24 protein-coding genes are annotated in these 25,778 nt (G+C 70.6%); 9 read left to right on the top strand and 15 right to left on the bottom strand.

What is annotated here, in order from left to right; all coding sequences use genetic code 11:
* Positions 1 to 4 precede the first annotated feature (4 nt).
* The 6 genes from ABD240_RS11785 to ABD240_RS11760 all read right to left on the bottom strand — a co-directional run bounded on the left by ABD240_RS11785 (position 5) and on the right by ABD240_RS11760 (position 6,466).
* Positions 5 to 688 carry an MgtC/SapB family protein gene (locus ABD240_RS11785; protein ID WP_291798700.1) on the bottom strand — a complete coding sequence of 228 codons (684 nt, stop codon included), beginning with the start codon at positions 686 to 688 and terminating at the stop codon, positions 5 to 7.
* Between the two features lie 191 nt (positions 689 to 879).
* Complete coding sequence (locus ABD240_RS11780) at positions 880 to 1,344, bottom strand: hypothetical protein (protein WP_344337391.1); 465 nt, start codon at positions 1,342 to 1,344, stop codon at positions 880 to 882.
* Positions 1,345 to 1,349: 5 nt separating this feature from the next.
* Entirely contained in the window at positions 1,350 to 2,510 is a 1,161-nt protein-coding gene (locus ABD240_RS11775) for an adenosine deaminase (protein WP_344337389.1), read from the bottom strand.
* Between the two features lie 9 nt (positions 2,511 to 2,519).
* A complete protein-coding gene (locus tag ABD240_RS11770) occupies positions 2,520 to 3,740 on the bottom strand; it encodes a BMP family ABC transporter substrate-binding protein (RefSeq protein WP_344337387.1) in 1,221 nt (406 codons plus the stop codon).
* A 74-nt stretch (positions 3,741 to 3,814) separates the two neighbouring features.
* Positions 3,815 to 5,008: an amidohydrolase gene (locus ABD240_RS11765; RefSeq protein WP_344337426.1), complete on the bottom strand. Its 1,194-nt coding sequence runs from the start codon at positions 5,006 to 5,008 to the stop codon at positions 3,815 to 3,817.
* 348 nt (positions 5,009 to 5,356) lie between these two features.
* Positions 5,357 to 6,466 carry a mannose-1-phosphate guanylyltransferase gene (locus ABD240_RS11760; protein WP_291798682.1) on the bottom strand — a complete coding sequence of 370 codons (1,110 nt, stop codon included), beginning with the start codon at positions 6,464 to 6,466 and terminating at the stop codon, positions 5,357 to 5,359.
* Between the two features lie 394 nt (positions 6,467 to 6,860).
* Between ABD240_RS11760 and sdhC the strand changes: the two genes are divergently transcribed.
* The 5 genes from sdhC to ABD240_RS11735 all read left to right on the top strand — a co-directional run bounded on the left by sdhC (position 6,861) and on the right by ABD240_RS11735 (position 11,730).
* Positions 6,861 to 7,244, top strand: coding sequence for a succinate dehydrogenase, cytochrome b556 subunit (gene sdhC / locus ABD240_RS11755; protein ID WP_291798679.1), 384 nt, complete (start codon positions 6,861 to 6,863; stop codon positions 7,242 to 7,244).
* Positions 7,244 to 7,681 (top strand): succinate dehydrogenase hydrophobic membrane anchor subunit, encoded by a 438-nt coding sequence (locus tag ABD240_RS11750; RefSeq protein WP_291798676.1) that lies wholly within the window; start codon positions 7,244 to 7,246, stop codon positions 7,679 to 7,681. Before sdhC ends, ABD240_RS11750 begins: the two co-directional genes overlap by 1 nt.
* A 27-nt stretch (positions 7,682 to 7,708) precedes the next feature.
* Entirely contained in the window at positions 7,709 to 9,469 is a 1,761-nt protein-coding gene (gene sdhA / locus ABD240_RS11745) for a succinate dehydrogenase flavoprotein subunit (protein WP_291798671.1), read from the top strand.
* Positions 9,469 to 10,275, top strand: a complete 807-nt coding sequence (locus tag ABD240_RS11740; RefSeq protein WP_291798668.1) for a succinate dehydrogenase iron-sulfur subunit — start codon at positions 9,469 to 9,471, stop codon at positions 10,273 to 10,275. The genes sdhA and ABD240_RS11740 overlap by 1 nt, the downstream gene beginning before the upstream one ends.
* A gap of 183 nt (positions 10,276 to 10,458) precedes the next feature.
* Positions 10,459 to 11,730 carry a D-alanyl-D-alanine carboxypeptidase family protein gene (locus ABD240_RS11735; protein WP_344337383.1) on the top strand — a complete coding sequence of 424 codons (1,272 nt, stop codon included), beginning with the start codon at positions 10,459 to 10,461 and terminating at the stop codon, positions 11,728 to 11,730.
* A 77-nt stretch (positions 11,731 to 11,807) separates the two neighbouring features.
* On the opposite strand, the gene ABD240_RS11730 is transcribed toward ABD240_RS11735, so the two are convergent.
* Both ABD240_RS11730 and trpS read right to left on the bottom strand, forming a co-directional pair.
* Positions 11,808 to 12,788 (bottom strand): App1 family protein phosphatidate phosphatase, encoded by a 981-nt coding sequence (locus ABD240_RS11730; protein WP_291794781.1) that lies wholly within the window; start codon positions 12,786 to 12,788, stop codon positions 11,808 to 11,810.
* 187 nt (positions 12,789 to 12,975) lie between these two features.
* The gene (trpS, locus tag ABD240_RS11725; RefSeq protein ID WP_344337381.1) at positions 12,976 to 13,986 is read right to left on the bottom strand and encodes a tryptophan--tRNA ligase; all 1,011 of its coding nucleotides are present in this window, start codon (positions 13,984 to 13,986) and stop codon (positions 12,976 to 12,978) included.
* Between the two features lie 220 nt (positions 13,987 to 14,206).
* On the opposite strand from trpS, the gene ABD240_RS11720 reads away from it, so the two are divergent.
* Positions 14,207 to 16,453 (top strand): carbon starvation CstA family protein, encoded by a 2,247-nt coding sequence (locus tag ABD240_RS11720; RefSeq protein ID WP_291794779.1) that lies wholly within the window; start codon positions 14,207 to 14,209, stop codon positions 16,451 to 16,453.
* Between the two features lie 65 nt (positions 16,454 to 16,518).
* Positions 16,519 to 16,728 carry a CstA-like transporter-associated (seleno)protein gene (locus ABD240_RS11715; protein ID WP_291794780.1) on the top strand — a complete coding sequence of 70 codons (210 nt, stop codon included), beginning with the start codon at positions 16,519 to 16,521 and terminating at the stop codon, positions 16,726 to 16,728.
* A gap of 338 nt (positions 16,729 to 17,066) precedes the next feature.
* On the opposite strand, the gene ABD240_RS11710 is transcribed toward ABD240_RS11715, so the two are convergent.
* Positions 17,067 to 17,879, bottom strand: a complete 813-nt coding sequence (locus tag ABD240_RS11710; protein ID WP_291799417.1) for an exodeoxyribonuclease III — start codon at positions 17,877 to 17,879, stop codon at positions 17,067 to 17,069.
* Between the two features lie 196 nt (positions 17,880 to 18,075).
* On the opposite strand from ABD240_RS11710, the gene ABD240_RS11705 reads away from it, so the two are divergent.
* A complete protein-coding gene (locus ABD240_RS11705) occupies positions 18,076 to 18,564 on the top strand; it encodes a GNAT family N-acetyltransferase (protein ID WP_291799420.1) in 489 nt (162 codons plus the stop codon).
* A gap of 185 nt (positions 18,565 to 18,749) precedes the next feature.
* On the opposite strand, the gene ABD240_RS11700 is transcribed toward ABD240_RS11705, so the two are convergent.
* The 6 genes from ABD240_RS11700 to ABD240_RS11675 form a co-directional block, all read right to left on the bottom strand.
* Positions 18,750 to 19,463 (bottom strand): IclR family transcriptional regulator, encoded by a 714-nt coding sequence (locus ABD240_RS11700; RefSeq protein ID WP_291799423.1) that lies wholly within the window; start codon positions 19,461 to 19,463, stop codon positions 18,750 to 18,752.
* Positions 19,453 to 20,670 (bottom strand): CaiB/BaiF CoA transferase family protein, encoded by a 1,218-nt coding sequence (locus ABD240_RS11695; protein ID WP_291799426.1) that lies wholly within the window; start codon positions 20,668 to 20,670, stop codon positions 19,453 to 19,455. Before ABD240_RS11695 ends, ABD240_RS11700 begins: the two co-directional genes overlap by 11 nt.
* Positions 20,671 to 20,674: 4 nt before the next feature.
* The gene (locus ABD240_RS11690) at positions 20,675 to 21,958 is read right to left on the bottom strand and encodes a TRAP transporter large permease (RefSeq protein WP_344337376.1); all 1,284 of its coding nucleotides are present in this window, start codon (positions 21,956 to 21,958) and stop codon (positions 20,675 to 20,677) included.
* A complete protein-coding gene (locus ABD240_RS11685; RefSeq protein ID WP_291799432.1) occupies positions 21,955 to 22,521 on the bottom strand; it encodes a TRAP transporter small permease in 567 nt (188 codons plus the stop codon). Before ABD240_RS11685 ends, ABD240_RS11690 begins: the two co-directional genes overlap by 4 nt.
* Positions 22,518 to 23,681, bottom strand: coding sequence for a TRAP transporter substrate-binding protein (locus ABD240_RS11680; protein WP_291799435.1), 1,164 nt, complete (start codon positions 23,679 to 23,681; stop codon positions 22,518 to 22,520). Before ABD240_RS11680 ends, ABD240_RS11685 begins: the two co-directional genes overlap by 4 nt.
* 75 nt (positions 23,682 to 23,756) lie before the next feature.
* Positions 23,757 to 24,476 (bottom strand): FadR/GntR family transcriptional regulator, encoded by a 720-nt coding sequence (locus tag ABD240_RS11675; RefSeq protein WP_344337373.1) that lies wholly within the window; start codon positions 24,474 to 24,476, stop codon positions 23,757 to 23,759.
* Between the two features lie 135 nt (positions 24,477 to 24,611).
* Here ABD240_RS11675 and ABD240_RS11670 point away from each other — a divergent pair, with 135 nt between their 5' ends.
* The gene (locus ABD240_RS11670; RefSeq protein ID WP_291794945.1) at positions 24,612 to 25,778 is read left to right on the top strand and encodes an acyl-CoA dehydrogenase family protein; all 1,167 of its coding nucleotides are present in this window, start codon (positions 24,612 to 24,614) and stop codon (positions 25,776 to 25,778) included.

Below are 25,778 nucleotides of genomic sequence, written 5' to 3'. Positions count from 1 at the left end.
GCCCTCAGATGCTGTCGCCGTCCGCGTCGACGGAGTGCTCCCGGCTCACGCGCAGCGTCACGCCCTCCACACCCTCGATGTCCAGCAGCTCCGGCAGCAGCATCCGCAGCGGCCGCCGGCCGAGGAAGCGGATGTCCAGCTCCACGAGCGGCTCGCCGTCCTCGCCGGAGAACCTGCGGCTGTGCTCGATCGAGGTGGCGAACCCGAGCCCGGTCGCCGCGGCCAGGACCTCCCGGAGGATGCCGGCCCCGTCGCGGTAGGTCACCCGCACGAGTCTCCTGCTGTTCGGATCCGGGAGCCGGCGGATCAGCGGTGCGATGACGAAGAGGGTCAGCAGCGTGAGCGCGGTGAGGAGTGCGGCCAGCGAGAGCATGCCGGCACCGCAGGCCATGCCCACCGCCGCGGAGACCCAGACGGTGGCTGCCGTGGTGAGGCCGCGGACCATGTTCCTGCCCTTGAAGATCACGCCGGCTCCCAGGAAGCCGATCCCCGAGACCACCTGGGCGGCGATCCGGGAGGGATCGAGCGTCACGTCGTCGGCCAGCACCATCGCGAAGCCGTAGGCGGACACCAGGGTGAAGGCGCACGAGCCCATGCCCACCAGCACGTGGGTGCGGAAGCCCGCGGCCTTCTGCCGCAGCTGCCGTTCGAGGCCCAGCAGCGAGCACAGCACGAAGGCCGCCAGCATGAGCTGCGCCTCGACGAGACTCGTCCCGTGCAGGAGGCCCACGAATCCGTCCGTCTCACTCACCTCCCGTTCGCGCGCATCACTCCGTCGTTCTCCCCGTTCTCTCCCGCCCCGTCCGCGGGACCCCGCTCAGCGGAGCGAGGACCCGCACCTCGGCTCGTCCACGGGGGCACGTCGTCGCGAGGCCTCGCTCACCAGCGCTTGGGCGGAGGGGCGGGCGCGGAGGGATGCGCCGCATGGTACTCCGCCCCGAGCTCGTAGGCACGCAGCGAAGCCGGCATGAGGATCGCGACGAGGAAGACGGCCGCCGGTGCGATCACCCCCACGGCGTTGAGCGGCTCCGTGCTGAACATGGAGAGGCCGACGAGCACCAGGAGGACCTGCCAGGCGATGCCCGCGGGCCTCCCCCACCGGTGCAGCCGCCAGAGCGAGAGCGCCACGGCGACGAGCCCCAGCGCCAGCACGGCGAACATGCCGGCGAGCGCGAGCACGGACGTGGCCCCCGCGCCCGCGCCCACGACCACGAACGCGACCGTCGCGACGACGAGGGCCACCGCCTCGAGAGCCACGACGCCCACGGCGATGACGAGGCTGGCTGGACGCGGCGGCAGAGCCTCCGGCGCCCCGCCGCCCGTGCCGCTTCCGGTACCCGCCATCTGCGTCAGAGGCTCGCCCGGGCGAAGCCGGGGACCAGCTGCTCGTCGATGATGGACTCCCGCACGCTGTAGGGCAGGAACGCACAGCCGAGCGCGGTGACGGTGACCCATTCGAGGTCGTCGAGCGTCCACCCCGCCTGGTCGACGAGGCGGCGCATCTCCTTCGTCACGCTCGTGTCCGACATGAGGCGGTTGTCCGGGTTCACGGTGACGGCGAACCCCAGTTCCTTGAGACGCGTGACGGGGTGCGTCGCGATGGACTCCGCCGCGCCGGTCTGCAGATTGGACGAGGGGCAGACCTCCAGGGGCACCTGCTGGTCGAGGACCCAGGCGGCCAGGCGGCCGTAGGCCGGAGCGGTCTCCACGCCGTCGCCGTCCGCGTCGCCCATCACGCCCTCGACCGAGGCGGCCTCGGACCAGCCCGGGATGTCCTCCGTGATGCGCACGCCGTGACCCACGCGCTGGGTGTGGCAGACGTGCACGGCGGACCGGATGGACTCCACGCCCACGGCCTCGCCGGCGTGGATGGTCACGGGGAAGCTGGCGCGGTGGAGGAGGTCGAACGCCTCGAGGTGGTTCTCCGGCGGGAAGCCGTCCTCCGCCCCGGCGATGTCGAAGCCCACCACGCCCGCATCGCGGTGCCGCAGGGCGAGCTGGGCGATCTCGGTGGCCCTGTCCGCATGGCGCATCGCGGTGATGAGCTGGCCCACGCGGATGGAGCGACCCTCCTGCGCGGCCAGGGCCACACCCTCGTCCAGGCCCGCCTGCACGGCCTCGACCGCCTCGTCGAGCGTGAGGCCCTTGGCGAGGTGCTGTTCGGGAGCCCAGCGGGCCTCGGCGACGACGACGCCGTCGGCCACCTGGTCCAGCACCCACTCCCGGGCCACCCGGGTGAGCGCCGGGGCGGTCTGCATGACCGCGAGCGTCTGGTCGAAGGTCTGGAGGTAGCGCACGAGGTCCCCGGAGTCCGCGGACTCGGAGAACCACGCCCGGAGCGCCTCCGGATCCTCTGCGGGGAGCGTGTGGCCCACCTCGGCGGCGAGCTCCACGATCGTCTGCGGCCTCAGCCCCCCGTCGAGGTGATCGTGCAGCGACACCTTGGGGAGGGCGAGGATCGGGTCATCTGGGTCGACTCCGGCGGGAGTCGGGAAGAGTTGTGCATCCACCCTCCCAGCCTAGCCCTCCTCGGCCTCGTCCTCCATGCGCGCCAGCTCATCCGCGAGCTCGCGGCCCAGCCCCGTCACGGAGCTCAGCGCACCGTCGCTGGGGACCACCCGCACGCCTTCGTTGCCGAGCGTGCCGACGGCCCGGCGGGAGCGCACCTCCAGCCCGGCCACCAGCTGCGGCTCCGCCGGCTGGGCGCCCTCCGCGGAGTCCGCGTCCGTCACCAGCAGCTCGGGGTCGCCGCCCTCCCCCGGCCAGCTCGCCAGGAGCGCACGCAGGCCGAGGCCGGGCTCCGGGACCACGGACAGCAGCACCTGCTGCCGGAGGGCACGGGGAAGCACCTTGGCACCGTCGGCGCCATACCAGATCAGCGACGGGGGCGCGTCCTCGGCGTCCTCGGCCGCATCGGCCTCCGCCTCTCCGCCGCCCTGGGCATCCTCCGCGGCAGGGGTGTCCCCGTCCTCCGCAGGAGCGGCCTCCGCGTCCTCCACCCGCTCCGCCAGGTGTGCGACCACTCCCTGCGGCGCGGCGGAGCCGAAGGGCGCGAGCACGTCCGCACCGGCCTCCTCGGCGCCGGCCGCCCATGCCCTGCCCGCGCTGACGGTGTCGCTCAGCGTCCGCTCCGCGACGCCGGCCTCCCCGAGGACCACGATCTCCTCGTCGTGGAGTTTCCCGTAGGCGCGCGCGCCCTCGTCGAAGGCGGCCAGCACCTCCGCCCCGCTCGGGAAACCCTGTCCCACGACTGCGGCCACCGTGCCGGTCTCCGTCGCCGAGGCCGCCGCGAAGCCCGCGAGATAGCCCGGGTCCTCGAGTTCGAAGTCGAGGGTGAGCACGTTGTCGGGCATCTGCGACTGCGCCGAGGCGCTCACGGCGAGGAAGGCCTGTGCCGGCGATTCGCGGGCCACCTCCGCGAGCTCCTCGCCTCCGCCCGGTCCCACCAGGACGGTGAGGGTGCAGGCCTGCCCGGCGTAGCGTTCGAGGACCGTGCGGGTCTGGGCGGGAGTGCTCACCCGCTGGGAGCTCGTCGAGTCGATCGCACCGTCGGCCATCGCCTGCCGCACCTGGTCGAACACCGCCTGGCCCAGGCTGTGATCGCTGAAGCCGGACGGGGAGGAGACGGCGCACACGGAGGTCCGCACCAGATCGTCCTTCTTCCCGAGCCCGGAGCCCCCGCAGCCGCTCAGCACGAGGAGAGCCGCGGCGGCGGCTGCCGCGGAGCGGAGGACCGGCACACGTCCGCGGCCGTGCCGCCGCGGCTCCGCCGGAGCGCACGCAGGGCCGGCAGGCTGCGGTCCCGGGACGCGCCTCATCCGCCCGCAGACCCCGTGGCCGCGGCATCGTCCGCGGGACCGGCCTGCTCCCGTGCCGCGTCGGCAGCCAGTGCGCGCAGCGCGATGGAGGTGAACACCCGCACGCCGGACTCCAGCGCGCGTTCGTCGACGGTGAAGTCGCCCTGGTGGAGGTCGTACGTGGTGCCGCCCGGGGTGCGGGTGCCCAGCCGGATGAGCGCGCCCGGCCGTGAGGTGAGGTACCAGGCGAAGTCCTCTCCCCCCATCGACTGCGGGGTGAGCTGCACGGTGTCCGGCCCCAGCTCGCCGCGGATCGCGGCCTCCGCCAGCGTCACCTCGTCCTCGGTGTTGACGACCGGCGGCACGCCGCGGCGGTGGTCGAGGTCGACCTCCACGCCGTATGGTCCGGCGATCCGGTCCACGAGGTCCGGGAGCACCTCGGCGACCTGGTTCCAGCCGTCCACGTCGAGGCAGCGCAGGGTGCCGGTGAGCAGGCCCTCGCCCGGGATGGCGTTGGGAGCGTGACCGGCCTCGATGTGGCCCCAGACGAGGGAGATCGCGTGCCGCGGGTCGATGAGGCGGCTGAGGGTGGCCGGCAGGTCCGTGGCGAGACGGCCGAGTGCGTAGACGAGGTCCTCCGTGAGATGCGGCCGCGAGGTGTGGCCGCCGTGGCCGGAGAGCCGGATGACGACGGTGTCGCCCGCGGCCGTGATCGGCCCGATCCGCGAGCCCACCCGGCCCACGTCCACATTCGGGTCGCAGTGCAGGGCGAAGGCACGCTCCACCCCGTCGAGGGCCCCCTGCGCGATCGTGGAGAGCGCACCGCCGGGAGTGACCTCCTCCGCGGGCTGGAACACCAGGCGGACGGCGCCGCCGAGGCCGCCCGGCCGCGTGCGGTGCAGCCGGTCGAGGACGAGGCCCGCGCCCATGAGCGCCGTGAGGTGGACGTCGTGGCCGCAGGCGTGGGCGGCCTCGGGAACGGTCGAGGCCCAGGGCAGGCCGGTGCGGTCCTCAAGCGGGAGGGCGTCGATGTCCGCACGGAGCGCGGTGCGCGCGGGCCCCTCGCCCACGTCGCACACGAGGCCGGTGCCCTCGAGGAGGCGCGGCTCCAGACCCGCCGCGCGGAGACGGCGGGCCACCCTCTCCGTGGTGCGGTGCTCCTGGAAGGAGAGCTCCGGATGCATGTGGATGTCACGGCGGAACTCGAGCAGCTCTGCGTGGAAGGGTGCGAACGCGCGGGTGAGGGGCGTCTCCGGCGCCTGGGCGGCGCTCTCCGGCGGACCGGCCGGCTCCCGAGGGCGCTCCGGCCCGGTCTGTTCCGCGGCCTCCGGCGACTCCACCGGCGTCGCCGCCCCCGGAACCGCCGTCCCCCGCTGCGCGATGCCCTCAGCTGCCACGTCCGCCCACTTCCTCTTCGTTGCTGCTCCGCACGGCCGCGTCCGCGGGCCCTGCGGGTCCCCGTCGTACGAGACGAGTGCGACCCTCGATCCTACGACGGGCTCCTGCACCGGCGCTGAGCGGATGACCCGCACCGTCACACTCGCGGGCTCCCGCGGCACTCAGAGCAGGTCGTCGCGGCCCCGGGCCTCGGCCTCGGCGACGGCCTGCTTGACCTGCTGCGCGTGCGTGCGCGAGGTCACGAGCACGACGTCGTCCGTGTCCACCACCACGACGTCGTGGACGCCGACCAGCGCCACCGCACGTCCGGTCTCCGAGACCACGACCCCGCGGGAGGACACGTCGATGACGTCCGCCTCGCCCACCACGGAGACCGCGGTGCGCTCCCCCGGCACGGGCTGCCGCAGCTTGGCGACGGAGTCGAAGTCGCCCACGTCGTCCCAGCCGAAGTCCCCGGGCACCACGATGACCCGGCCCGCGGCCGCGGCGGGCTCCGCCACGACGTAGTCGATCGCCTTCTTCTCCAGCAGCGGCCATTCGCGGGCCATGACCTCCGACCAGCGGTCCGAACCCGCCGCGTCCGCGATCCTCCGTAGCCCGCCGTGCAGCGCGGGTGCCTCCTGACGGATGAGCTCCAGCAGCGCGGTCGCCCGCATGATGAACATGCCCGCGTTCCACCGGTAGCCGCCGGAGTAGGCATAGGTGCGCGCGGTCACCGCGTCCGGCTTCTCCACGAACTCCGCGGCCCGGCGGGCGGTCGGCGCACCGGGGATGCCCAGCAGTGCGCCGGTCTTGATGTAGCCGTAGGCGGTCGCGGGATAGGTCGGGGTGATGCCGATCGTGACGATGTCTCCGGTGGAGGCGGCCGCGGCAGCGGCCTGCTCCACCACCGCCACGAACTCCCCCTCGTTGGTGATCGAGTGATCCGCGGAGAACGAGCCGATCACAGCGTCCGGGTCCGCATCGCTGATGAGCATCGCCGCCAGCCCGATCGCGGCGGCGGAGTCCTTGGGCGAGGGCTCCGCCACGATGCGGTCCTCACGCAGCGCGGGGAGCTGGGCGGAGACCGCCTCGACGTGCGCCTCCCCCGTCACCACCCAGGTGTGGGAGGGATCGGCGAGCCTGGCCGCCCGCGTCCAGGTCGCCTGCAGCAGGGTGGACCCGATCCCCAGCACGTCATGCAGGAACTTGGGCCGGTCACGGCGGGACAGCGGCCAGAGCCGGGTGCCGGAGCCGCCGGCGGGGATGACGGCGTGGAAGTTCTCGATCATCTGCGACATTATTCTCGAACCGGGACGGAAGTTCACAAAACGCACACGCGGCCGCCGTGGCGCGACCATGGGATCTGCGGCCGGAACCGGCGATCCTGCAGGTGCGGCCTCGAACGTGCGAGCGGGAGGGGCGCCCGGGCGCAGGCCGCCGTGACGGCCGTGACCAGGCGCGCGGCCGCCGCACGGCGCGAAGCCGCGCACATTTCCGTCACTCAGGGGTGACGTAAATGTGATGTGATACGGATCCTCTCGGTCACCGGGACGGCGATTGTGCGTTTTCACAGGGAACAGGGAGGATGAACTGACTCCGCACGTGTCGCTGATTGGCACTGCGACCGTCCGGGGCGTACTTTTCACAGGTACACATCTGCTCGTTCCCCTATGGAGGATGCCCGTGGCCAAGGCCTCAACCGGCACTCTGTACCGCGGAAGAGAAGGCATGTGGTCGTGGGTCGCGCATCGCGTGACCGGCGTCGGCATCTTCTTCTTCCTGCTCGTGCACGTGCTCGACACCGCACTCGTCCGCGTCTCGCCAGAGGCGTACAACGCAGTCATCGACACCTACAAGACGCCGTTCATGGCGTTCGGTGAGGTCATCCTCGTCGCTGCGATCGCCTTCCACGCATTCAACGGACTGCGCGTCATCGCCGTGGACTTCTTCAAGAGCGGTCCCAAGAACCACAAGAAGCTCTTCTGGGCGGTCATGGTCGTATGGCTCGTCGTCATGGTCGGCTTCCTGTGGAGGCACATCCCCAATTCGCTGGGAGGAGCATTCTGATGAGCGCCCCCGCCATCCCCACGCCCCGCACCGGCTACCAGCGTTCCAAGGCGAAGGGCTCCTCCTTCGAACTCGGCGCGTGGCTGTTCATGCGGCTGTCCGGCGTGCTCCTCGTGATCCTCATCTTCGGCCACCTCATCGTGAACATGTGGCTCGGCGACGGTGTGCACCAGATCGACTTCGGCTTCGTCGCCGGCAAGTGGGCCAGCCCGTTCTGGCAGATCTGGGATCTCCTCATGCTGTGGCTCGCCATGCTGCACGGCACCAACGGCGTCCGCACCGTGATCCTCGACTACGCGGAGCGTCCCGCCACGCGCCTGACGCTCCAGGTCGTCCTCTACATCGCATCCCTCGTCGTCGTCGTCCTGGGCACGCTCGTGATCTTCACGTTCGATCCCTGCATCGCCGGCAACACCTACGAGTTCTGCCCGGCCTGAGCCCGGTCATAAGGAGAACTGACACCTATGCAGGTACATGAGTACGACGTCGTGATCGTCGGCGCGGGCGGCGCCGGCATGCGCGCGGCGATCGAATCCGGTCAGCGCGCGCGCACGGCCGTGCTGACGAAGATCTACCCCACCCGCTCCCACACCGGCGCGGCGCAGGGCGGCATGTGCGCGGCCCTCGCCAACGTCGAGGAGGACAACTGGGAGTGGCACACCTTCGACACGATCAAGGGCGGCGACTACCTGGTCGACCAGGACGCCGCCGAGGTCATGGCGAAGGAGGCCATCGACGCGGTCCTCGACCTCGAGAAGATGGGCCTGCCCTTCAACCGCACGGAAGAGGGCAAGATCGACCAGCGCCGCTTCGGCGGTCACACCCGCGACCACGGCAAGGCGCCCGTGCGCCGTGCCTGCTACGCGGCGGACCGCACCGGCCACATGATCCTCCAGACGCTGTACCAGAACTGCGTCAAGCACGGCGTGGAGTTCTTCAACGAGTTCTACGTCCTCGACCTCGTGATGACGGAGGTCGACGGCAAGGAGCAGCCCGCCGGCGTCGTCGCCTACGAGCTCGCCACCGGTGAGATCCACGTGTTCCGGTCCAAGTCCGTCGTGTTCGCCACCGGCGGGTTCGGCAAGATCTTCAAGACCACCTCGAACGCCCACACCCTCACGGGCGACGGCGTGGCGGTCACCTACCGCCGCGGCCTTCCGCTCGAGGACATGGAGTTCTTCCAGTTCCACCCCACGGGCCTCGCCGGCCTGGGCATCCTGCTCTCCGAGGCGGCCCGCGGTGAGGGCGGCATCCTCCGCAACGCGGACGGCGAGCGGTTCATGGAGCGCTATGCGCCCACCATCAAGGACCTCGCTCCCCGTGACATCGTCGCCCGCTCGATGGCCAACGAGGTGCGCGAGGGCCGCGGCTGCGGTCCCAACAAGGACTACGTCCTCCTCGACCTCACCCACCTCGAGCCCGCGCACATCGATGCGAAGCTCCCGGACATCACCGAGTTCGCGCGCACCTACCTGGGCGTGGAGCCGTACACGGAGCCGGTGCCGGTGTTCCCCACCGCGCACTACGGCATGGGCGGCATCCCCACGAACATCGAGTCCGAGGTGCTGCGCGACAACACGGACGTGGTCCCGGGCCTCTACGCCGCCGGTGAGTGCGCCTGCGTCTCCGTCCACGGCTCCAACCGCCTGGGCACCAACTCCCTGCTGGACATCAACGTGTTCGGCAAGCGCGCCGGCCGTGCCGCGGCAGAGTACGCGAAGACCGCGCCCATGCCGGAGCTGCCGGAGAACCCCGAGGCCTTCGTGGCCGGCGAGATCGAGCGTCTGCGGACCTCCGACGGTCCGGAGCGCGTCGCCGCCATCCGCGCGGACCTGCAGGAGACCATGGACGCCAACGTCCAGGTGTTCCGCACGGACGAGACGATGCGCAAGGCCCTGAATGACATCGAGGCGCTGCGCGAGCGGTACAAGAACATCGGCATCCAGGACCGCGGCAGGCGCTTCAACCTCGATCTGCTCGAGGCGATGGAGCTGGGCTTCCTCCTCGAGATCGCCGAGGTCGTCACCGTCGCGGCCATCCACCGCAAGGAGTCCCGCGGCGGGCACTTCCGCGAGGACTTCCCTGACCGTGACGACGCGAACTTCATGCAGCACACGATGACCTACCGCGACCAGAGCTCGGAGACCGAGGGCATCCCCGGCATGCGGCTCGAATGGAAGCCGGTGGTCGTCACCCGTTACCAGCCGATGGAGCGCAAGTACTGATGGCAGACAACACGCAGACCGCAGAACCGGCATCCAAGATCGATCTGCCGGCCGGCCAGGGCGGCGGAGGCGGAGCGATCCCCTCGTTCGAGGTCACGGCGAAGATCGCCCGGTTCGACCCGGAGAACGACTCCGAGCCGCACTGGGAGGAGTACCGGGTCCAGATGCACGGCACCGACCGTGTGCTCGACGTCCTGCACAAGATCAAGTGGGAGATCGACGGCTCCCTGTCCTTCCGCCGCTCCTGCGCGCACGGTGTGTGCGGTTCGGATGCCATGCGCATCAACGGCCGCAACCGCCTCGCGTGCAAGACGCTGCTCAAGGACTTCCAGAAGAGCGCCACCGACCCGGTGGAGATCACGGTCGAGGCCATCAAGGGTCTGCCGCTGGAGAAGGACCTCATCGTCGACATGGAGCCCTTCTTCCAGTCGTACCGCGAGATCATGCCGTTCCTCATCACCTCCGGCCAGGAGCCCACGAAGGAGCGCTACCAGTCGCAGGCCGACCGCGCGATCTTCGATGACACCACCAAGTGCATCCTGTGCGCCTCCTGCACCTCCTCCTGCCCGGTGTTCTGGACGGACGGCCAGTACTTCGGCCCGGCCGCGATCGTGAACGCGCACCGCTTCATCTTCGACAGCCGCGACGAGGGCGGTGACATGCGCCTCGAGGTCCTCAACGACCGTGAGGGCGTGTGGCGCTGCCGCACCACCTTCAACTGCACGGATGCCTGCCCCCGCGGCATCCAGGTGACGAAGGCGATCGCCGAGGTGAAGCAGGCGCTGCTCACCCGCACCCTCGCCTGAGAGCACCAGCACGCGAGAGGGCCGCGGAGCCCGTCACAGCAGTGGCGGGCTCCGCGGCCCTCTCGCGTCTCGCCCGGGCCCGGATCGGCACCTCGGCGCCGGAACACGTACGCACCTCCGCTCACCTCAGCTCCGGCTTCCCAGGCTCCAGCGTAGGAACCCGGAGCCAGGTAGGGTGACCCCGTGTTCCACGTTCGTCATCTCCACCGCTTCGCCGCGGCAGCCGCAGCGTTCACCCTCGCCGCCGGTGCCGCAGCCGTGGGCGCCCCCGCATCCGGCGCAGCCCCGGCGAGCCCCGCAGACGCCGGCTCCGCCGCGTTCACCGACCCCGCAGCACATCCCGCAGCCGCCGCCGCGCCTGCCCTGAACGTCGAGGCACAGCCGGCGCCGGAGAGCAGCGAGACTCCGGTCTACGACCCCGGCCCGCTCACGGACGGCTCCGCTCCCCCGCAGCTGCCGGCGGAGTCGTGGATCCTCGTCGATCTGGAGACGGGCGAGGTGCTCACCGAGCACGAACCGGACCTCCCGCACGCCCCGGCCTCCACCATCAAGCTGCTCTCCGCTCTCGCCCTGGTGGACGAGCTCGACGATCCCGAGGCGAAGCAGGAAGCCGTGTACGAGGACATGCGGGTCGACGGCACCAAGGTGGGCCTGGTGCAGAAGAACGACTACACGATCGACGACCTCTTCCACGCGCTCCTCATGTCCAGCGCCAACGACGCCGCACACGCGCTGGGCGAGGCGGTAGGCGGCCAGGAGCGCGCCGTCGAGCTCATGACGGGCAAGGCCGCGGAGCTCGGCCTCACCGGCACGGTCCCCAAGGACACCTCCGGGCTCAACGACACCTCGCAGGTCACCACCGTCTCCGATCTGATCCGCGTGGGCCGGGCCGTGCTCGGCCAGGACTACCTCATGGACGTCATCGGCACGACGGAGTACAGCTTCCCCGGTGCCGTGAATCCGGACACCGACGAGAAGCTGAAGGGCTTCCCCATCCAGAACCACACGCGGGTCGTGGGCGAGGTCGAAGGCGGCCTGGGCCTGAAGAACGGCTACACCAGCAAGGCCGGCGGCTCCTTCGTCGCCGTCGTGGAAAGGGACGGACGACAGCTGGCCTCCGCGGTGCTGGGCTCGCAGGGGTCCACACGCGAGGGTGCCGTGGACCTCCTCGAATGGGGCTTCGCGCAGTCCTCTCCCGAGGCCGTGGACAGCATCGAGCTGCGCACGCCTGCGGAGATCGAGGAGGAAGCGGCATCAGCCGCTGCGGAGCGCTCGTCCGCTCCGCCGGAGAGGCCCGTGCAGGCGGACGCCGAGGCCGCCGACGCGGATCTCACGTCCTCCGCTCCGGCGTGGCTGGGTCCCGCGGGGCTCGGTGCCGCTCTCGTGCTGCTGATCGCCCTCGCCGTGCTGCTGCGCCGGCGCGCGGCGGCCAGACGCCGCACGCCGCGCCACTGAGGCATTCTGCGGCCGGGAAGTCCTGCGTCCCGCCGCGGAATCCTTGGGCTGCGTCCGTCCTCGCTCCCTCCGCACGCTCAGAAGCCGGAGAGGATCCCCCGCTCGGTGAGCTTGGAGGCGAGCCCGGCGCCGTCCGAGGCGTAGATCCACGGCACGCCCTGGCCTCGGCCTGTGCGCCGCGAGCGTCCGCCCGCCCAGACCGCCTCACCGGAGGTGAGCTGGCGGATCGCCACCGCCGCGACGTTCTCCGGGTGATTGTCCACGAACTCCCCGTAGATCTCCTCGTCGTGCTGACCGTCGTCGCCGATCAGGAGCCAGCGCATGTGCGGGAACTCCCGCGCCAGGCGCTCCAGTGAGTTCCGCTTGTGCTCCACCCCGCTGCGGAAGGCCCGGGTGGCCGTGGGTCCCCAGTCCGTGAGCAGCAGCGGCCCGTCGGGATAGAGGTTGCGGCTGAGGAAGCGCTTGAGGGTGAGCGCCACGTTCCAGGCGCCGGTGGAGAGGTAGATGATGGGCGAGTCCGGCCGCAGGTAGGTGAGCCGGTCGTAGAGGACCGCCATGCCGGAGACCGGGGTGCGCGCGTGCTCGTCGAGCACGAAGGTGTTCCACGCGGCGAGGAACGGACGCGGCAGGGCGGTGACCATGACCGTGTCGTCGATGTCCGAGATGATGCCGAACGTCTGGTCCTGCCCGATGATGGTCACCTGCGAGCGGTCCACGAGAGAGTTGCCGGTCCAGATCTCGATCTCCACCGTGCCCGGCTCGAACTCCCCCGGGATGACGGCGTCCACCACCCCGCCGCGGTCACAGGTCACCATGTGCTCCTGGCCGGCGATGCGCACCCATGCGGTCTCGTCCGCGAGCGTGACGGCCCCGAATGAGCGGAACCCGCGGATGCTCTGGTGGATGTCCGCTGCGGGCTGTCCGGACTTCGTCAGCACGAGCCGCGCGAGCACGCGCACGCTCGTCTCCGTGCCGTAGGAGTCGTAGCAGATGGCGGTCCGCTTCCAGCCGTGCTTCTCCGCTTTCTCCCGCAGCCACGAGTTGAAGGAGTCCTCCATGCGGGCCGCCGTGTGACGGACCTCGGGCGCGAGGTTGACGGGCGCCGGCGGCCGGGTGCGGCGACTGCGGGTACGTCCTCTGCTGCGGATCACTGTGCTCCTCGGTGGGCTCCGGCTCGTCCCACTACCCTAACGGCGCAGGAGGCCCGCTCGCGTGGTCGGGGAGGCGTGTGTGCGGTTCTGCGCATCAGCGGCGCAGGAAGCCCACCTTGTCGTAGACGTCCGCGATGGTCGTGCCGGCCACGGCCTCGGCGGCGTCAGCGCCCCGGTGGAGCACGCGCTCGAGCTCCGCCGGGTCGTCGAGCAGCTCGAGCGTGCGCTCCCGCAGCGGGGTGAGCGCCTCGACCGCGAGCTCCGCGAGGGCGACCTTGAGGTGGCCGTACATCCGGCCCTCGAACTCGGCCACGATCTCCTCGACCGGCCTGCCGGAGAGCGAGGAGTAGATGGTGAGCAGGTTCGACACCCCCGGCTTCGCCTCGCGGTCGAACGCGATCTCCGTGCCGGCATCCGTCACGGCCGACTTGATCTTCTTGGCGAGTGCCTTGGGCTCATCGAGGATGTCGATCCGTCCCGCGGGCGTCTTGGCGGACTTGGACATCTTCGCCGTGGGATCCTGCAGATCGTAGATCTTGGCGGTCGCCTTGAGGATCTGCGGCTCCGGCACGGTGAAGGCCTTCCCGTAGCGGTGGTTGAACCGCTCGGCCAGATTGCGGGTGAGCTCCAGGTGCTGGCGCTGGTCCTCCCCCACCGGGACCACATCCGTCTGGTACAGCAGGATGTCCGCGGCCATGAGCGCCGGGTACGTGAGCAGGCCCAGGGAGACGTGCTCGTTCTTCGCGGACTTGTCCTTGAACTGGGTCATCCGCTGCGCCTCGCCCAGCCCCGTGGTGCACTCGAGGACCCAGCCCAGCTGGTTGTGGGCGGGGATGTGCGACTGGACGAAGATCGTGGAGCGCGCCGGGTCCAGGCCCGCGCCGATGAACTGCGCGGCCGTGCGCAGGGTGCGCGCACGCAGCTCCGCGGGATCCTGGTCGACCGTGATCGCGTGCTGGTTGGCGATGAAGAAGAAGGCGTCGTGCGTGTCCTGCTGCTCCACAAACTGCTGCAGCGCCCCGATGTAGTTGCCCAGGTGGAGGGAGTCCGAGGTGGCCTGGATGCCGGAGAGGGAGCGGGGACGGTGCGCTGCGGGTTCAGTCATGCCCCTCATTCTGCCACTGGGGGCGGACGCGCCCGGCACCCGTCCCAGGTCACGAATCGGGACCGGATCTTAAGACACGGTCTCTGCGACTGGACAAGCCACCTGACCACGCGGACACTCAGTCTGTCAGAATCCTGTACCAAGCCTCCATGCGGCCTCTGAGCCCGTCGTGGGAGCACCCGCACGCCGAGGCAGCGAGCAGCACATGCAAAGGAGCACAATGTCCGTCGAATACGTACGCACGGATGAGGACGCGCCTCCCGTAGCCGTCGTCCAGAAGCCGCGGTGGACCCCGGCGAAGATCGCCCTCTGGGTCGCCATCGCGCTCATCGCGGGGCTCGGCTGGGTGATGATCGCGGTCGTCCGCGGCGAGGAGACCAGCGCGAGCTGGTTCGTCGCCGCCGCGGTCGGCAGCTACCTCATCGCCTACCGCTTCTACGCCAAGTTCATCGAATGGAAGGTCTGCCGGCCGGACCTCAGACGCGCGACTCCCGCCGAGCGCAACGACAACGGCCGCGACTTCGCCCCCACGGACCGCCGCGTCCTGTTCGGCCACCACTTCGCCGCGATCTCCGGCGCCGGGCCCCTCGTGGGCCCCGTCATGGCCGCGCAGATGGGCTACCTCCCCGGTACCCTGTGGATCGTCTTCGGCGTGATTTTCGCCGGCGGCGTGCAGGACTACATGGTCCTCTACTTCTCCACCCGGCGGAACGGCCGCTCGCTCGGCCAGATGGCGCGGGACGAGCTGGGCAAGGTGGGCGGCGTCATCGCCTCCATCGGCATCATCCTCATCATGACGATCCTCGTCGCCGTGCTGGGCCTGGTCATCATCAACGCCCTGGGCGAGTCGCCGTGGGGCGTCTTCTCCATCGCGATGACCATCCCGATCGCGGTCTTCATGGGCATCTACCTGCGCTACCTCCGCCCCGGCAAGGTCATCGAGACCTCCGTGATCGGCGTGGTGCTGCTTCTCTTCGCCATCATCGCCGGCGGCTGGGTGCACCACGATCCGTTCTGGTCCGAGGTGTTCCACCTGGAGAAGACCACCCTGGTGTGGTGCCTGATGATCTACGGCTTCCTCGCCGCCGTGCTGCCGGTGTGGGTCCTGCTCGCCCCGCGCGACTACCTCTCGACCTTCATGAAGATCGGCACGATCGGTCTGCTCGCGGTCGGCATCATCTTCGTCAACCCCACGGTGCAGATGCCGGCGATCACGCCCTTCGCCTCCAACACCGAGGGCCCCGCCTTCGCGGGAGCGCTGTTCCCGTTCCTCTTCATCACGATCGCCTGCGGCGCCCTCTCCGGGTTCCACGCGCTCATCTCCTCGGGCACCACGCCCAAGATGGTGGAGAAGGAGTCGCAGATCCGCCTGATCGGCTACGGCGGCATGCTCATGGAGTCCTTCGTGGCGATCATGGCGCTCGTCGCCGCGGTGAGCCTGGACAAGGGCATCTACTTCTCGATGAACGCCGCGGAGCCCCTCACGGGAGGCACTCCTGAGGGCGCGGCGGACTTCGTCAACAACGTGCTCGGCATGAACGGCGTCTCGACCACCGCCGAGGACCTCACGCAGGTGGCGAAGGACGTGGGCGAGAACTCGATCGTCTCCCGCACGGGCGGCGCGCCCACGCTGGCGATGGGCATGGCGCAGATCCTCCACCAGATCCCGCTGATCGGCGGGACCAACATGCTGAGCTTCTGGTACCACTTCGCCGTGATGTTCGAGGCCCTGTTCATCCTCACCACCATCGACGCCGGCACCCGCGTCGCCCGCTTCATGCTCTCGGACCTGCTGGGGAACTTCGCGAAGAGGTTCCGCGACCCGTCCTGGACCGTGGGCGCGTGGGTCACCACGGCGGTCATGGTGGCGGCCTGGGGCTCCATCCTCCTCATGGGCGTGACGGACCCGCTGGGCGGCATCAACACGCTGTTCCCGCTCTTCGGCATCTCCAACCAGCTCCTGGCTGCGATCGCTCTCGCCATCGTCTTCGCGATCGTCATCAAGTCCGGCTACGCCAAGTTCGCCTGGATCCCCGGCATCCCGCTGGTCTGGGACCTCGCCGTCACGATGACGGCCTCGTACCAGAAGATCTTCTCCGCGGATCCGCTCGTGGGCTACTGGGCGCAGCACATGGCCTACCGCAACGCCCTGGCCGCCGGAGAGACCTCCCTGGGCAACACCGAGGGAGTGCCGGCCATGGAGGCGGTCGTCCGCAACACCCTCATCCAGGGCACGCTGTCCGTGGTCTTCGCGGTCATCGTCGTCATGGTGGTCGTCATGGCCCTGTGGCAGGCGTACAAGGCGCTCACCACCGGCAAGGTCGTCACGGCCGAGGAGCCGTTCGAGCCCACCAGGCTGTTCGCCCCCGCGGGCCTCCTCGCCACCAAGGAGGAGAAGGAGGTCGAGGCCCAGTGGGACGAGTACCGGGAGAAGCACGGGCTCGTGAAGTCCGGAGGCGGTCACTGATGGCTGCCCCGGCTGCACGGTCTGGGACTCACGCCCGGTCTGCGGCCTGCACCGGGGCCGCCTCCGTGCGGCAGAGCACGCTCAGCCGGGTGCTGCGGCCGCTGCGCGCGGTCCACTGGTACCTCAAGGAGGTCATGGGCGAGAACGCCTATGTGCACTACCTCGAGTCCTACGAGCGCAGGCACGGCACCCGCGAGGGCGCGATGGGCGAGCGCGAGTTCTGGCGCGATCTCACGGACGAACAGGACAGGAACCCGAAGGTCCGGTGCTGCTGAGCTCCGGGGACGCCGAGGGCCGGTGCCGCCAGGGTGGGGCCCGCTCCTGACAGGGAGCGCAGAGGGGGCTCCGCAGAGATCATCTCTGCGGAGCCCCCTCTGCGTGTGCCGTCATCGAGTCCTCACGGGGCTCTGCATATCTGTGTGTCCGCGCGGACTCGATGCCGGGGCGGGGGTGCCACGCATGCCCGCTCGCCTCACGGGGCGGATTCCGCATGACCCTTCGCCCTGTTCGTCCGTGCCGCTGGTCCCGCCGGGTGCGCCCGAGGCGCGGGCCCGGCGGAGCGGCCCGGGGCTCCTGAGGGACGGGCGCCGAGGGGACAGGGGTCCCGAGGAAGTCAGCCCGCGAGCGCGGGCAGATCGTAGTCGACGACGAGGGGAGCGTGATCCGACCAGCGCTCCGCATAGCTCGCGGCACGGTGGACCGTGGCCTCCTTCGCGGCGGCCGCGAGACCCGGCGTCGCCATGTGGTAGTCGATCCGCCAGCCGGTGTCGTTGTCGAACGCCTGCCCGCGCATCGACCACCAGGTGTACGGCCCCTCGACCTCGCCGGCGAGGCTGCGGGCCACGTCCACGTAGCCGGTCTCACCGAAGAACTTGTCGAAGTAGGCCCTCTCCTCCGGCAGGAAGCCCGCCTTCTTGCGGTTGCCCCGCCAGTTCTTGATGTCGAGTTCGGTGTGGCCCACATTCATGTCCCCGGTGATGAGCGCGTGGTCCGCGTGCGCGGCGAGCTCGGGCAGCCGCACGAGCATCCGGTCGAGGAAGCGGTACTTGTCCGCCTGCTTGGGCGTGTCCGCCTCACCGGAGTGCACGTACGCGCTCACGAGCGTGAGGAGGGAACCGTCGGCCAGGCGATGATCCGTCTCCAGCCAGCGGCCCGCCGTGTCGAAGTAGTCGTCGCCGTTGCCCACGCGGACGGCCTCGGGCGCGTCCTTCGAGAGCACCGCCACCCCGGCGCGCCCCTTGGCCTCCGCGTCCGCGCTGTGGACGGTGTACCCGCAGTCCGCGAGGACGTCGAACACGATGTCGTTGGCCGCCCTCACCTCCTGCAGCGTGAGCAGGTCCGGCGCGACCTCCTCCATCCAGGGGCCGATCCCCTTGCGGAGCGCAGCACGGATTCCGTTCACATTCACAGTCGCGATTCTCAGCATGTGCGCATTCTCGCAGAGCCGCGGACCGGAGGGAACGCAGACGCCGGGGGAGCCCTCACGCGTACCGCTCACCCCGGGAACCATGTCAGAATGGCACCGATGCGAGGCATCTCCCGTGGCCGTCCATGACGACGTCGCCGCTGGTGCCGCCTGGTCCGCGCGTATGCTGGGCCCATACCGATAAGAGGAGAAGGTCATGACCGAGAACCAGAGCTTCGAAGCCGACAGCCTCATCATCAGCCCCCTCGATGAACTCGATCCGCTGGAGCTCCGTGAGGAGATCATCGGTGCGCAGGAGAAGTTCTGGGGAGAGCGCGACCTGTCCGCACACCACGAACCCTACTGGTTCCGGCAGTTCGCGGCCGGTGGTCTGATCGCCCGGTACAAGAACGAGATCGTGGGATATCTCCTGGGGGTGTTCCCCAAGGAGGGTCCCTCCTACATCCACCTCGTGTCCGCGCGTCAGGACTTCCGTCATCTGGGGATCGGCCGCCGCCTCTACGAGGCGTTCATCGCCCGGGCCAAGGCGAACGGGGAGGACGAGGTGCAGGCGACCGCTCTGCCGGACAATGCCAACGCCATCGCCTTCCACTCCTCGCTGGGCTTCGAGGGCTCCCGTCTCGAGGACTACGCGGGCCCCGGAGAGGACAGGGTCTTCTTCACCCTCCGCCTCACGGACGAGTGAGCCCTACCTGACCGCTGCGGCCGGCGTGGTCGTCCGGTCAGCGCGATCGCCGGCCGCCGGGCGGCACTGACGCACCGAGGCCCTGGACACGCAGTTCCGCATGTCCAGGGCCTCGGTGCTTCCCGTGCGCATGAGCGGCGTCCAGCGCACCCGCGACTCCCACACACGACACCGCGGGAGCCTCCTCAGGACGGACCGAATCCCTCGGCCCGGACGACCTCCTGCGCGAGCCGACCGTGGCGCTCCAGCTGTGAGGAGACCCGGCTGAGAGGACCTGCGACGGTGAGCCCGGCGACCAGCGCACCGTCGATGTGGACTCCCGTCGCCACCGCGCCCACGTCCGGGACCGTCTCCCCGCGGTTGAAGGCGAGGCCCGTCTCGCGGATGCCCTCGACCTCCGCGAGGAACGCCTCCGCCACCGGCGGGGAGAAGTGCTCCAGGGTGCGCGCACGGTCCTCCGCACCCGCCGCCGCGAGGAACACCTTGCCGGAGCTGGTGGGGAGCAGCGGTCTCCGCTGCCGCAGCCGGGGCGAGTAGCAGACCTCGAAGGCGGAGGGCTCTGCGTGCACGTAGACGACGGACCTCTCCCCCACCCGGAGCGCGAGGGTGACGGTCTCGCCGGTGCGCACGGCGATCTCCTCGCAGGTCTCGCCCAGCAGGAGCGGCAGGGTGGTCCCCGTGGGTCCGAGGAGTGCGTGCACCCCGGCGCCCAGGGCGTACCCGCGGCCGTCCTCGACCAGGTACCCGGTGTGCAGCAGGCCGCGCACGAACCCGTGCACGCTGCTCTTGGGTGCCTCCAGCGAGGCAGCGAGAGCAGACAGGGTCACCGGGGAATCGGCGGCGGCGACTGTCTCCAGGATCGCGACGATGCGCGAGACCGTGCGATGTTCAGCATTCATGGGACGATGATCCCACTGTCCGCCCCGCTTCCTCCCCACCGGTGTCGAGCATCCGCAGCACCTCCGCGCGGTCAGCGTCCTCCCGGCCGCAGTCCGCCGGCCCGGGGCGGTCCATCCCGCTGAAGACCACCGGTGAGCCCACGTGGACGTATTCGCCCTCCTCTGCGTGCACGGCGTGCTCGAGCAGCGGGCGCGAGGACAGATAGGGGTCCTCGCGCACCGCGTCGATCCGGGTGACCCGGTGCGCGGGGATCCCCCGTTCGCCGCACTCCGCCTCGATCTGCGCGCAGGTGCGTCCGGCCGCGTAGTCCGCGAGGACGGCCTCGTAGGTCGCAGGAGCCGCGCTGCGGGCGCGGTTGTCGACGAGGTGGGTGTGCGTGAGGAGGTCAGGACGCTCCAGGAGCTCGCAGAACTGCGCCCAGTTCGCGTCCGAGTAGGGCATGACGCACACCCAGCCGTCGAGCGCGCGGTGCGGTCGGTGCTCCGGAGCGAGGACGCGGGACCACCCGACCTCGCCCTCCGGCGGGGTGAGCGTCTGCCCGCCCATGTGCTCCACCAGAGTGAACGCCGCCATCGTGTCCACCATCGGCACATCCGCCCAGCACCCCGTCCCCGTCGCGCCGCGGCTGTGCAGTCCGGCGAGCGCGGCCTGGGCCATGGACATCCCGCAGACCTTGTCCGCCACGACGTACGGGGAGTAGCGGGGCACCCCGTCCCGCAGGCGATAGGAGTCCGCCAGTCCCGAGGCCGCCTGCACCACGTCGTCGTAGGCCGGAGCGTCCGCGTGTGCGGAGTCGCTCGCGAAGCCCTGCCCCGTGACGAGGACGGCACGGGGGTTGACGGCCTCGACCTGCTCCCAGGAGAGGCCGAACCGCCGCCGCCTGTGCGGAAGGACATTGGTGAGGACGATGTCCGCCCAGCCGATGAGCCTCCGCATCTCCTCCGCCCCCTGCTGCGTCGCGGCGTCGACGACGATGCTCTTCTTCCCCGCGTTGAGGTTCAGCGAGAGGACGCTCGTCCCGCCGGGTCCCAGCAGCCCGATCCGCCTGCCGATGTCGCCGCCCGGAGGCTCGGCCTTCACGACCTCGGCTCCCATGTCGCGGAGGATCTTCCCCGCGTAGGGGGCCATGATCACCGAGCCGACCTCGAGCACCCTCACACCGGCGAGCGGACCGGGGGGCGTGGCGCTCTGCTCTCGTGGGTCCATGTCCTCACCCGCCCATGAGGGTCGGGACGAAGAGCGCGAGCTGCGGGAAGACGAACACGAGCACCACGACGAGGAGCATGCCGACGATGAACGGCACCGCTCCGAGGAAGACCGTCTCCAGGGGTATGCGGCTCGCCCTGGCCGTGACGAAGGCGTTGAGCCCCAGCGGCGGGGTCACCAGACCGATCTCCGCGACGAGGATGACGACGATGCCGAACCAGATGGGGTCGTAGCCGAGGGCCTCGACCAGCGGCAGCGTCACCGGGACGGTGAGGGCGATGATCGCCATCTGGTCCATGAAGAAGCCGAGCACCAGGTAGACGAGCACGAGGCCCACCATGATGAGCGCGGGCGGCACGTCCCAGGCGCCCACTGCGTCCACGACGGCGGGGGTGACCCGCGTCTCCGCGAGGAAGTGCCCGAACACGTGTGCGGCGACGATGATGGCCATGATCATGACGCTGCTGGTCACGGTGCCCACGAAGGACTCCCGCAGCGCCTGCCAGCTCGCCTTCCGGTTGACGATCATGATCCCGAGGGCACCCAGGGCACCCACCGCGGCGGCCTCGGTCGCCGTGGTGATGCCGAAGAAGACCGCGCCCACCACCAGCAGGAAGAGGATGCCCACCGGCAGCAGTCCCACCACGGCACGCAGCTTCTCCCCCATGCTGCTGGCCTTCGCCGCCGGCGCCTGGCCGCGCAGCGCCTGCACGTAGACGACGATGCACAGGACGATCGCCATGAGGAGCCCCGGCACGAGGCCGGCGAGCAGGGTCTGCCCGACGCTGGTCTCCGCGGTGATGGCGTAGAAGATGAGCAGGATCGAGGGCGGGATCATCGCCGCGAGCGTGCCCGCGCTCGCGACCGAGCCCGTGGCGAGCTCCTTCGAGTAGCCCTGTCTGACCATCTCCCCCGTCGAGGTGTGGGCCAGGGTCGCAGCGGCCGCCGTCGAGGAGCCGGAGACCGAGGCGAACCCTGCGCCGGCGAGCACGGCGGCGATCCCCGTGCCTCCGCGCACCCGGCCCACCAGCACCCGGGCGCTGACGAAGAGCGAGTTCAGCGCACCGCTGGCGAGGACGAAGTGCGCCATGAGGATGAAGAGCGGGATGGCGGAGAGCGAGAACTTCCCGGAGGCGCTCACGGGGATGACCTCGAAGACCGCGAACGCTCCGGAGACGCCGTCCACCGCGATGAGGCCGAGGAGGCCGGAGACGAAGATCGCGAAGGCGACCGGCACCCGCAGGAGGATGAGGACGAGCAGGAGAAGGGTGATGAGTACGACGATCACGACTCGACCTCCCCGCTGCGCAGGAAGCGCGGTGCGTCGATGAGCGCGACCGCGAGGAGTCCCAGCGCTCCCACCGGCTGCAGCGAGAGCCACACCCAGGTGGGCAGTCCGATGTCCGAGGAACCGGGAGGCGGGGCATCGCCGAGCGCGAACGCCGAGGCCGCCCCGTTCACCCCCGCGACGAGGAGGACGATCGCGGATCCCAGCACGGCGATCAGGGTGACGACGCGGGCCGCCGTCTGGACCGAGGACGGGAGCCGCGAGTACACGAGGCCTGCGCTCACGTGCCCCGCGCAGGCGTACATCCACGGCAGGGCGAGGAACACCGCGCCCGGCATGAGCACGCGCTCCACCAGGCTCACGTTCCAGCCCAGAGGCGAGGCGAAGAGGTACCGCGCCGCGGCCTCGGCGAGCATGAGTGCGAAGAGGACGGCGAGGGCGACGGCCGCGGCGGTCACACTGCCCGCCGCGATCACCCGCACCGCCGGGTGGAGGTCCTTGAACTGCGGTCCGGCGGCGGTGGCGTCCGCCGGCTCCGGCAGGAGTTCCTGCTGTGCGCTCACTTCTCTCCGCTCCTCTCGTCCGCGGGCGTGTCCGCGTCCGCGGAGTGGGCCTGAACGGCCGATTCATAGGCGGTCAGGACCTCCGTGCCGGGGCGGCCGGCCGCGTCCATCGCGTCCGCCCACTCCGCCCGCAGAGGATCCAGCCGGGCGGCGAACTCCTCCTGCTCCTCGGGGGTGAGCTCCGTGAACTCCACCCCGGCGTCCCGCATGAGCTGCTCGGACGCGGGGTTCTCCTCCTCGATGCCCGCGCACAGGCGGTCCGAGGCCTGTTCCCCGGCTGTCCGGATCCTCTCCTGCTGCTCCGCCGGGAGCTGCTGCCATGCGTCCTCCGCGATCACATAGGGGATCGCGAAGCTGCCCGCGTTGAGGCCCTTGGTGGAGTACCCGAGGACCTCCTCGAGCCGATACGGCGTGACGCTCGCGTACGGGAAGGAGATCCCGTCGACGGTGTGGCGGGAGAGCGCCTCGTAGGCATCGGCGGCAGGCATGCTCACCGGAGCGCCGCCCAGTCCCTCCACATTGGTGTCCATCGCCCCGCCGGAGGAGCGGATGGTGAGACCGTCCAGGTCAGCCGGCTTCCTCACCGGCGTCGACACCGTCATGATCTCGTAGCTCGGGATGACCGCCACCCACAGCGGCCGGAGCCCGCGGGGTTCGTACTCCTCGCGGTAGAGGATCCCGTCCTCGTCCAGCAGGTCCCAGAACGCCGCCGAGGCGGTGCACGAGTCCTCCGCCAGGCCCGGCAGGTCGGTCACGCTGGACAGCGGCAGCTGATCGGAGAGGTAGGCGGGAGCGGCAGGGGCGATGTCGATCGCGCCGGCCTGCGTGAGGTCCGCGATGTCGCGCGGTCCGCCGAGCTGACCGGAGGGGAAGTAGTCGATCTCCGTCTCCCCCGGACCCTGCGCGGCGACGTCCTCGAGGAAGCCCTCCACTCCGTAGCGGGCGAACATGTGGGTCGTGGCGTAGCTGTCGGCGAGCGTGAGGGGAGCGGCCCCGGGTCCGCTCCCGGCACAGCCGGAGAGCACCGCGACCGCGGCCGCGGCTCCGGCGAGGGCCGCACGCGCGGGGCGGCGGACGCAGGCTCGCCGGCCGGGGCCGTGTGTGCTGCTCGGCCCGCCGGGGCCGCGGCGGCGCGGTGGAACTCCGTCGTTCTCTGGCACCGAAATACCTCCGTTGGTATTTGCGAATGATCTGTTCACTATCCCGGACGAGCGTAGTGAGGGGCGACCGCCGCGTCAATCCCTGCGGCCCACTCCGCAGACCACGTCGCGGTGCGCGGCGAGGTGGACGCGCATCGCGGCCTCCGCGGCCTCGGCGTCGCCCGCGGCGAGCGCGCCGAACACCGCCTCGTGCGCACGCACCGTCAGCCGGAGCTCGTCCTCGCGGATCCGGAGCGGATCGTCGGTGAGCTCCCGGATGGGGGCCGTCAGTCCGCCGATGACCGCCGCGAGCACGGCGTTGCCGGAGCTCTGCGCGATCAGCGCGTGGAAGCGCGCGTTCGCGTCGAAGAACTCACGCCGGCGCCGCGCCCTCGCCATCACCCGCTGCAGGTCCCGCAGTTCGTCCAGTGCCTCCGGGGCCATGCGGACCGCGGCCAGGGCCGCACACCGGGGCTCCACCTCCAGCCGCGCCTCCGCGAGGTCCCCGGAGGGGAAGCCCGCGGTCCCGACCGCATTGCGCAGGGCCTCAGTGACGCCGCGCGAGCCCGGCCCGGTGACGAAGGTCCCCCCGCCCCGGCCCACCCGGCGCTCCACGAACCCCTCGGCCTCGAGCGCGGCGAGCGCGGCGCGCACGGTCGTGCGGCTGACTCCCCGCTCCTCGGCCAGCTCGCGCTCGGACGGCAGTCGCGAACCCACGTGAAGCACACCGCGGAGGACTGCGCTCCGGAGGTCGTCCGCCACCCGTTGGGACCCGAGCGACCGCCCGGCCTCGGCGCCGATCTCGGAACCGCGCATCACCACCCCTTTCCGTTTTCCTTCAATGGTAGTACCTTAAGTGACGGAAGTGCAGAGACACGGAAGCCCGGGGAGCCGAAGCAGCACGGAACGCGCGACGCGGCCGGCCGGCGACCGATGAGCAGGAGGAGACACGTGGGATTCGGACTGACAGAGGCCCAGGAGGAGATCGCGCAGGCGGCCCGGGAGATCGTGGCGCCGTTCGATGACGAGTACTGGTCGGACAAGGACGCGTCCAAGGAGTTCCCGCGGGAGTTCTACGACCACCTCGCCGCGCACGGCTGGCTGGGCATCACGACCCCCGAGGAGTACGGCGGCGGGGGCATGGGCATCACCGAGGCCACCCTGCTGCTGGAGGCGATCGCCGCCGGCGGCGGTGCGATGAATGCCGCCAGCTCGGTGCACATGACGATCTTCGGCATGCATCCGGTGATCGTCCACGGCTCGGAGGAGCTGCGGAAGGAGAACCTCCCCCGGGTGACCTCGGGCGACCTCCACGTGTGCTTCGGCGTGACGGAGCCGGACGCGGGCCTGGACACCACGCGGATCTCCACCTTCGCCCGTCGCCGCGGGGACGACTACGTGGTCAGCGGCCGCAAGGTCTGGATCTCCAAGGCGGTGGAGTCGGAGAAGATCCTGCTGCTCACCCGCACCACGCCGCGCGAGGAGGTGGAGCGGCCCACCGACGGCCTCACCCTGTTCTTCACGGATCTCGACCGGAAGCACGTCGACATCCGCCCCATCCGCAAGATCGGCCGCAACGCCGTCACCTCCAACGAACTCGTCATCGACGACCTCGTGGTCCCCGCCGCGCACCGCGTGGGCGAGGAGGGCAAGGGCTTCAAGTACATCCTCGACGGGCTCAACCCGGAGCGCATGCTCATCGCGGCGGAGGCGCTGGGGATCGGCCGGGCGGCGCTGGCGAAGGCCACGGCCTATGCGAAGGAGCGCGTGGTGTTCGACCGGCCCATCGGCATGAACCAGGGACTGCAGTTCCCGCTCGCGGACTCGCTCGCCAAGCTGGATGCGGCGGAGCTGGCCCTGCGGAAGGCGACCTGGACCTATGACCAGGGCCTGCCCAGCGGCCGTGAGGCCAACACGGCCAAGTACCTCTGCGCCGAGGCCGGGGTGGACGCCGCGGACCGCGCACTCCAGGTGCACGGCGGCATGGGCTACTCGGAGGAGTACCACGTGGGCCGCTACCTCCGGGAGGTGCGCCTCATGAAGATCGCGCCGGTGAGCCAGGAGATGGTGCTCAACTTCCTCGGCACCAAGGTGCTCGGGCTGCCCCGCTCCTACTGA

The organism is Brevibacterium salitolerans, assembly GCF_039531405.1.
Lineage (GTDB): Bacteria > Actinomycetota > Actinomycetes > Actinomycetales > Brevibacteriaceae > Brevibacterium > Brevibacterium salitolerans.
The sequence above is the reverse complement of the archived record's forward strand: the minus strand, read 5'-3'. Positions and strand labels throughout refer to the sequence as shown.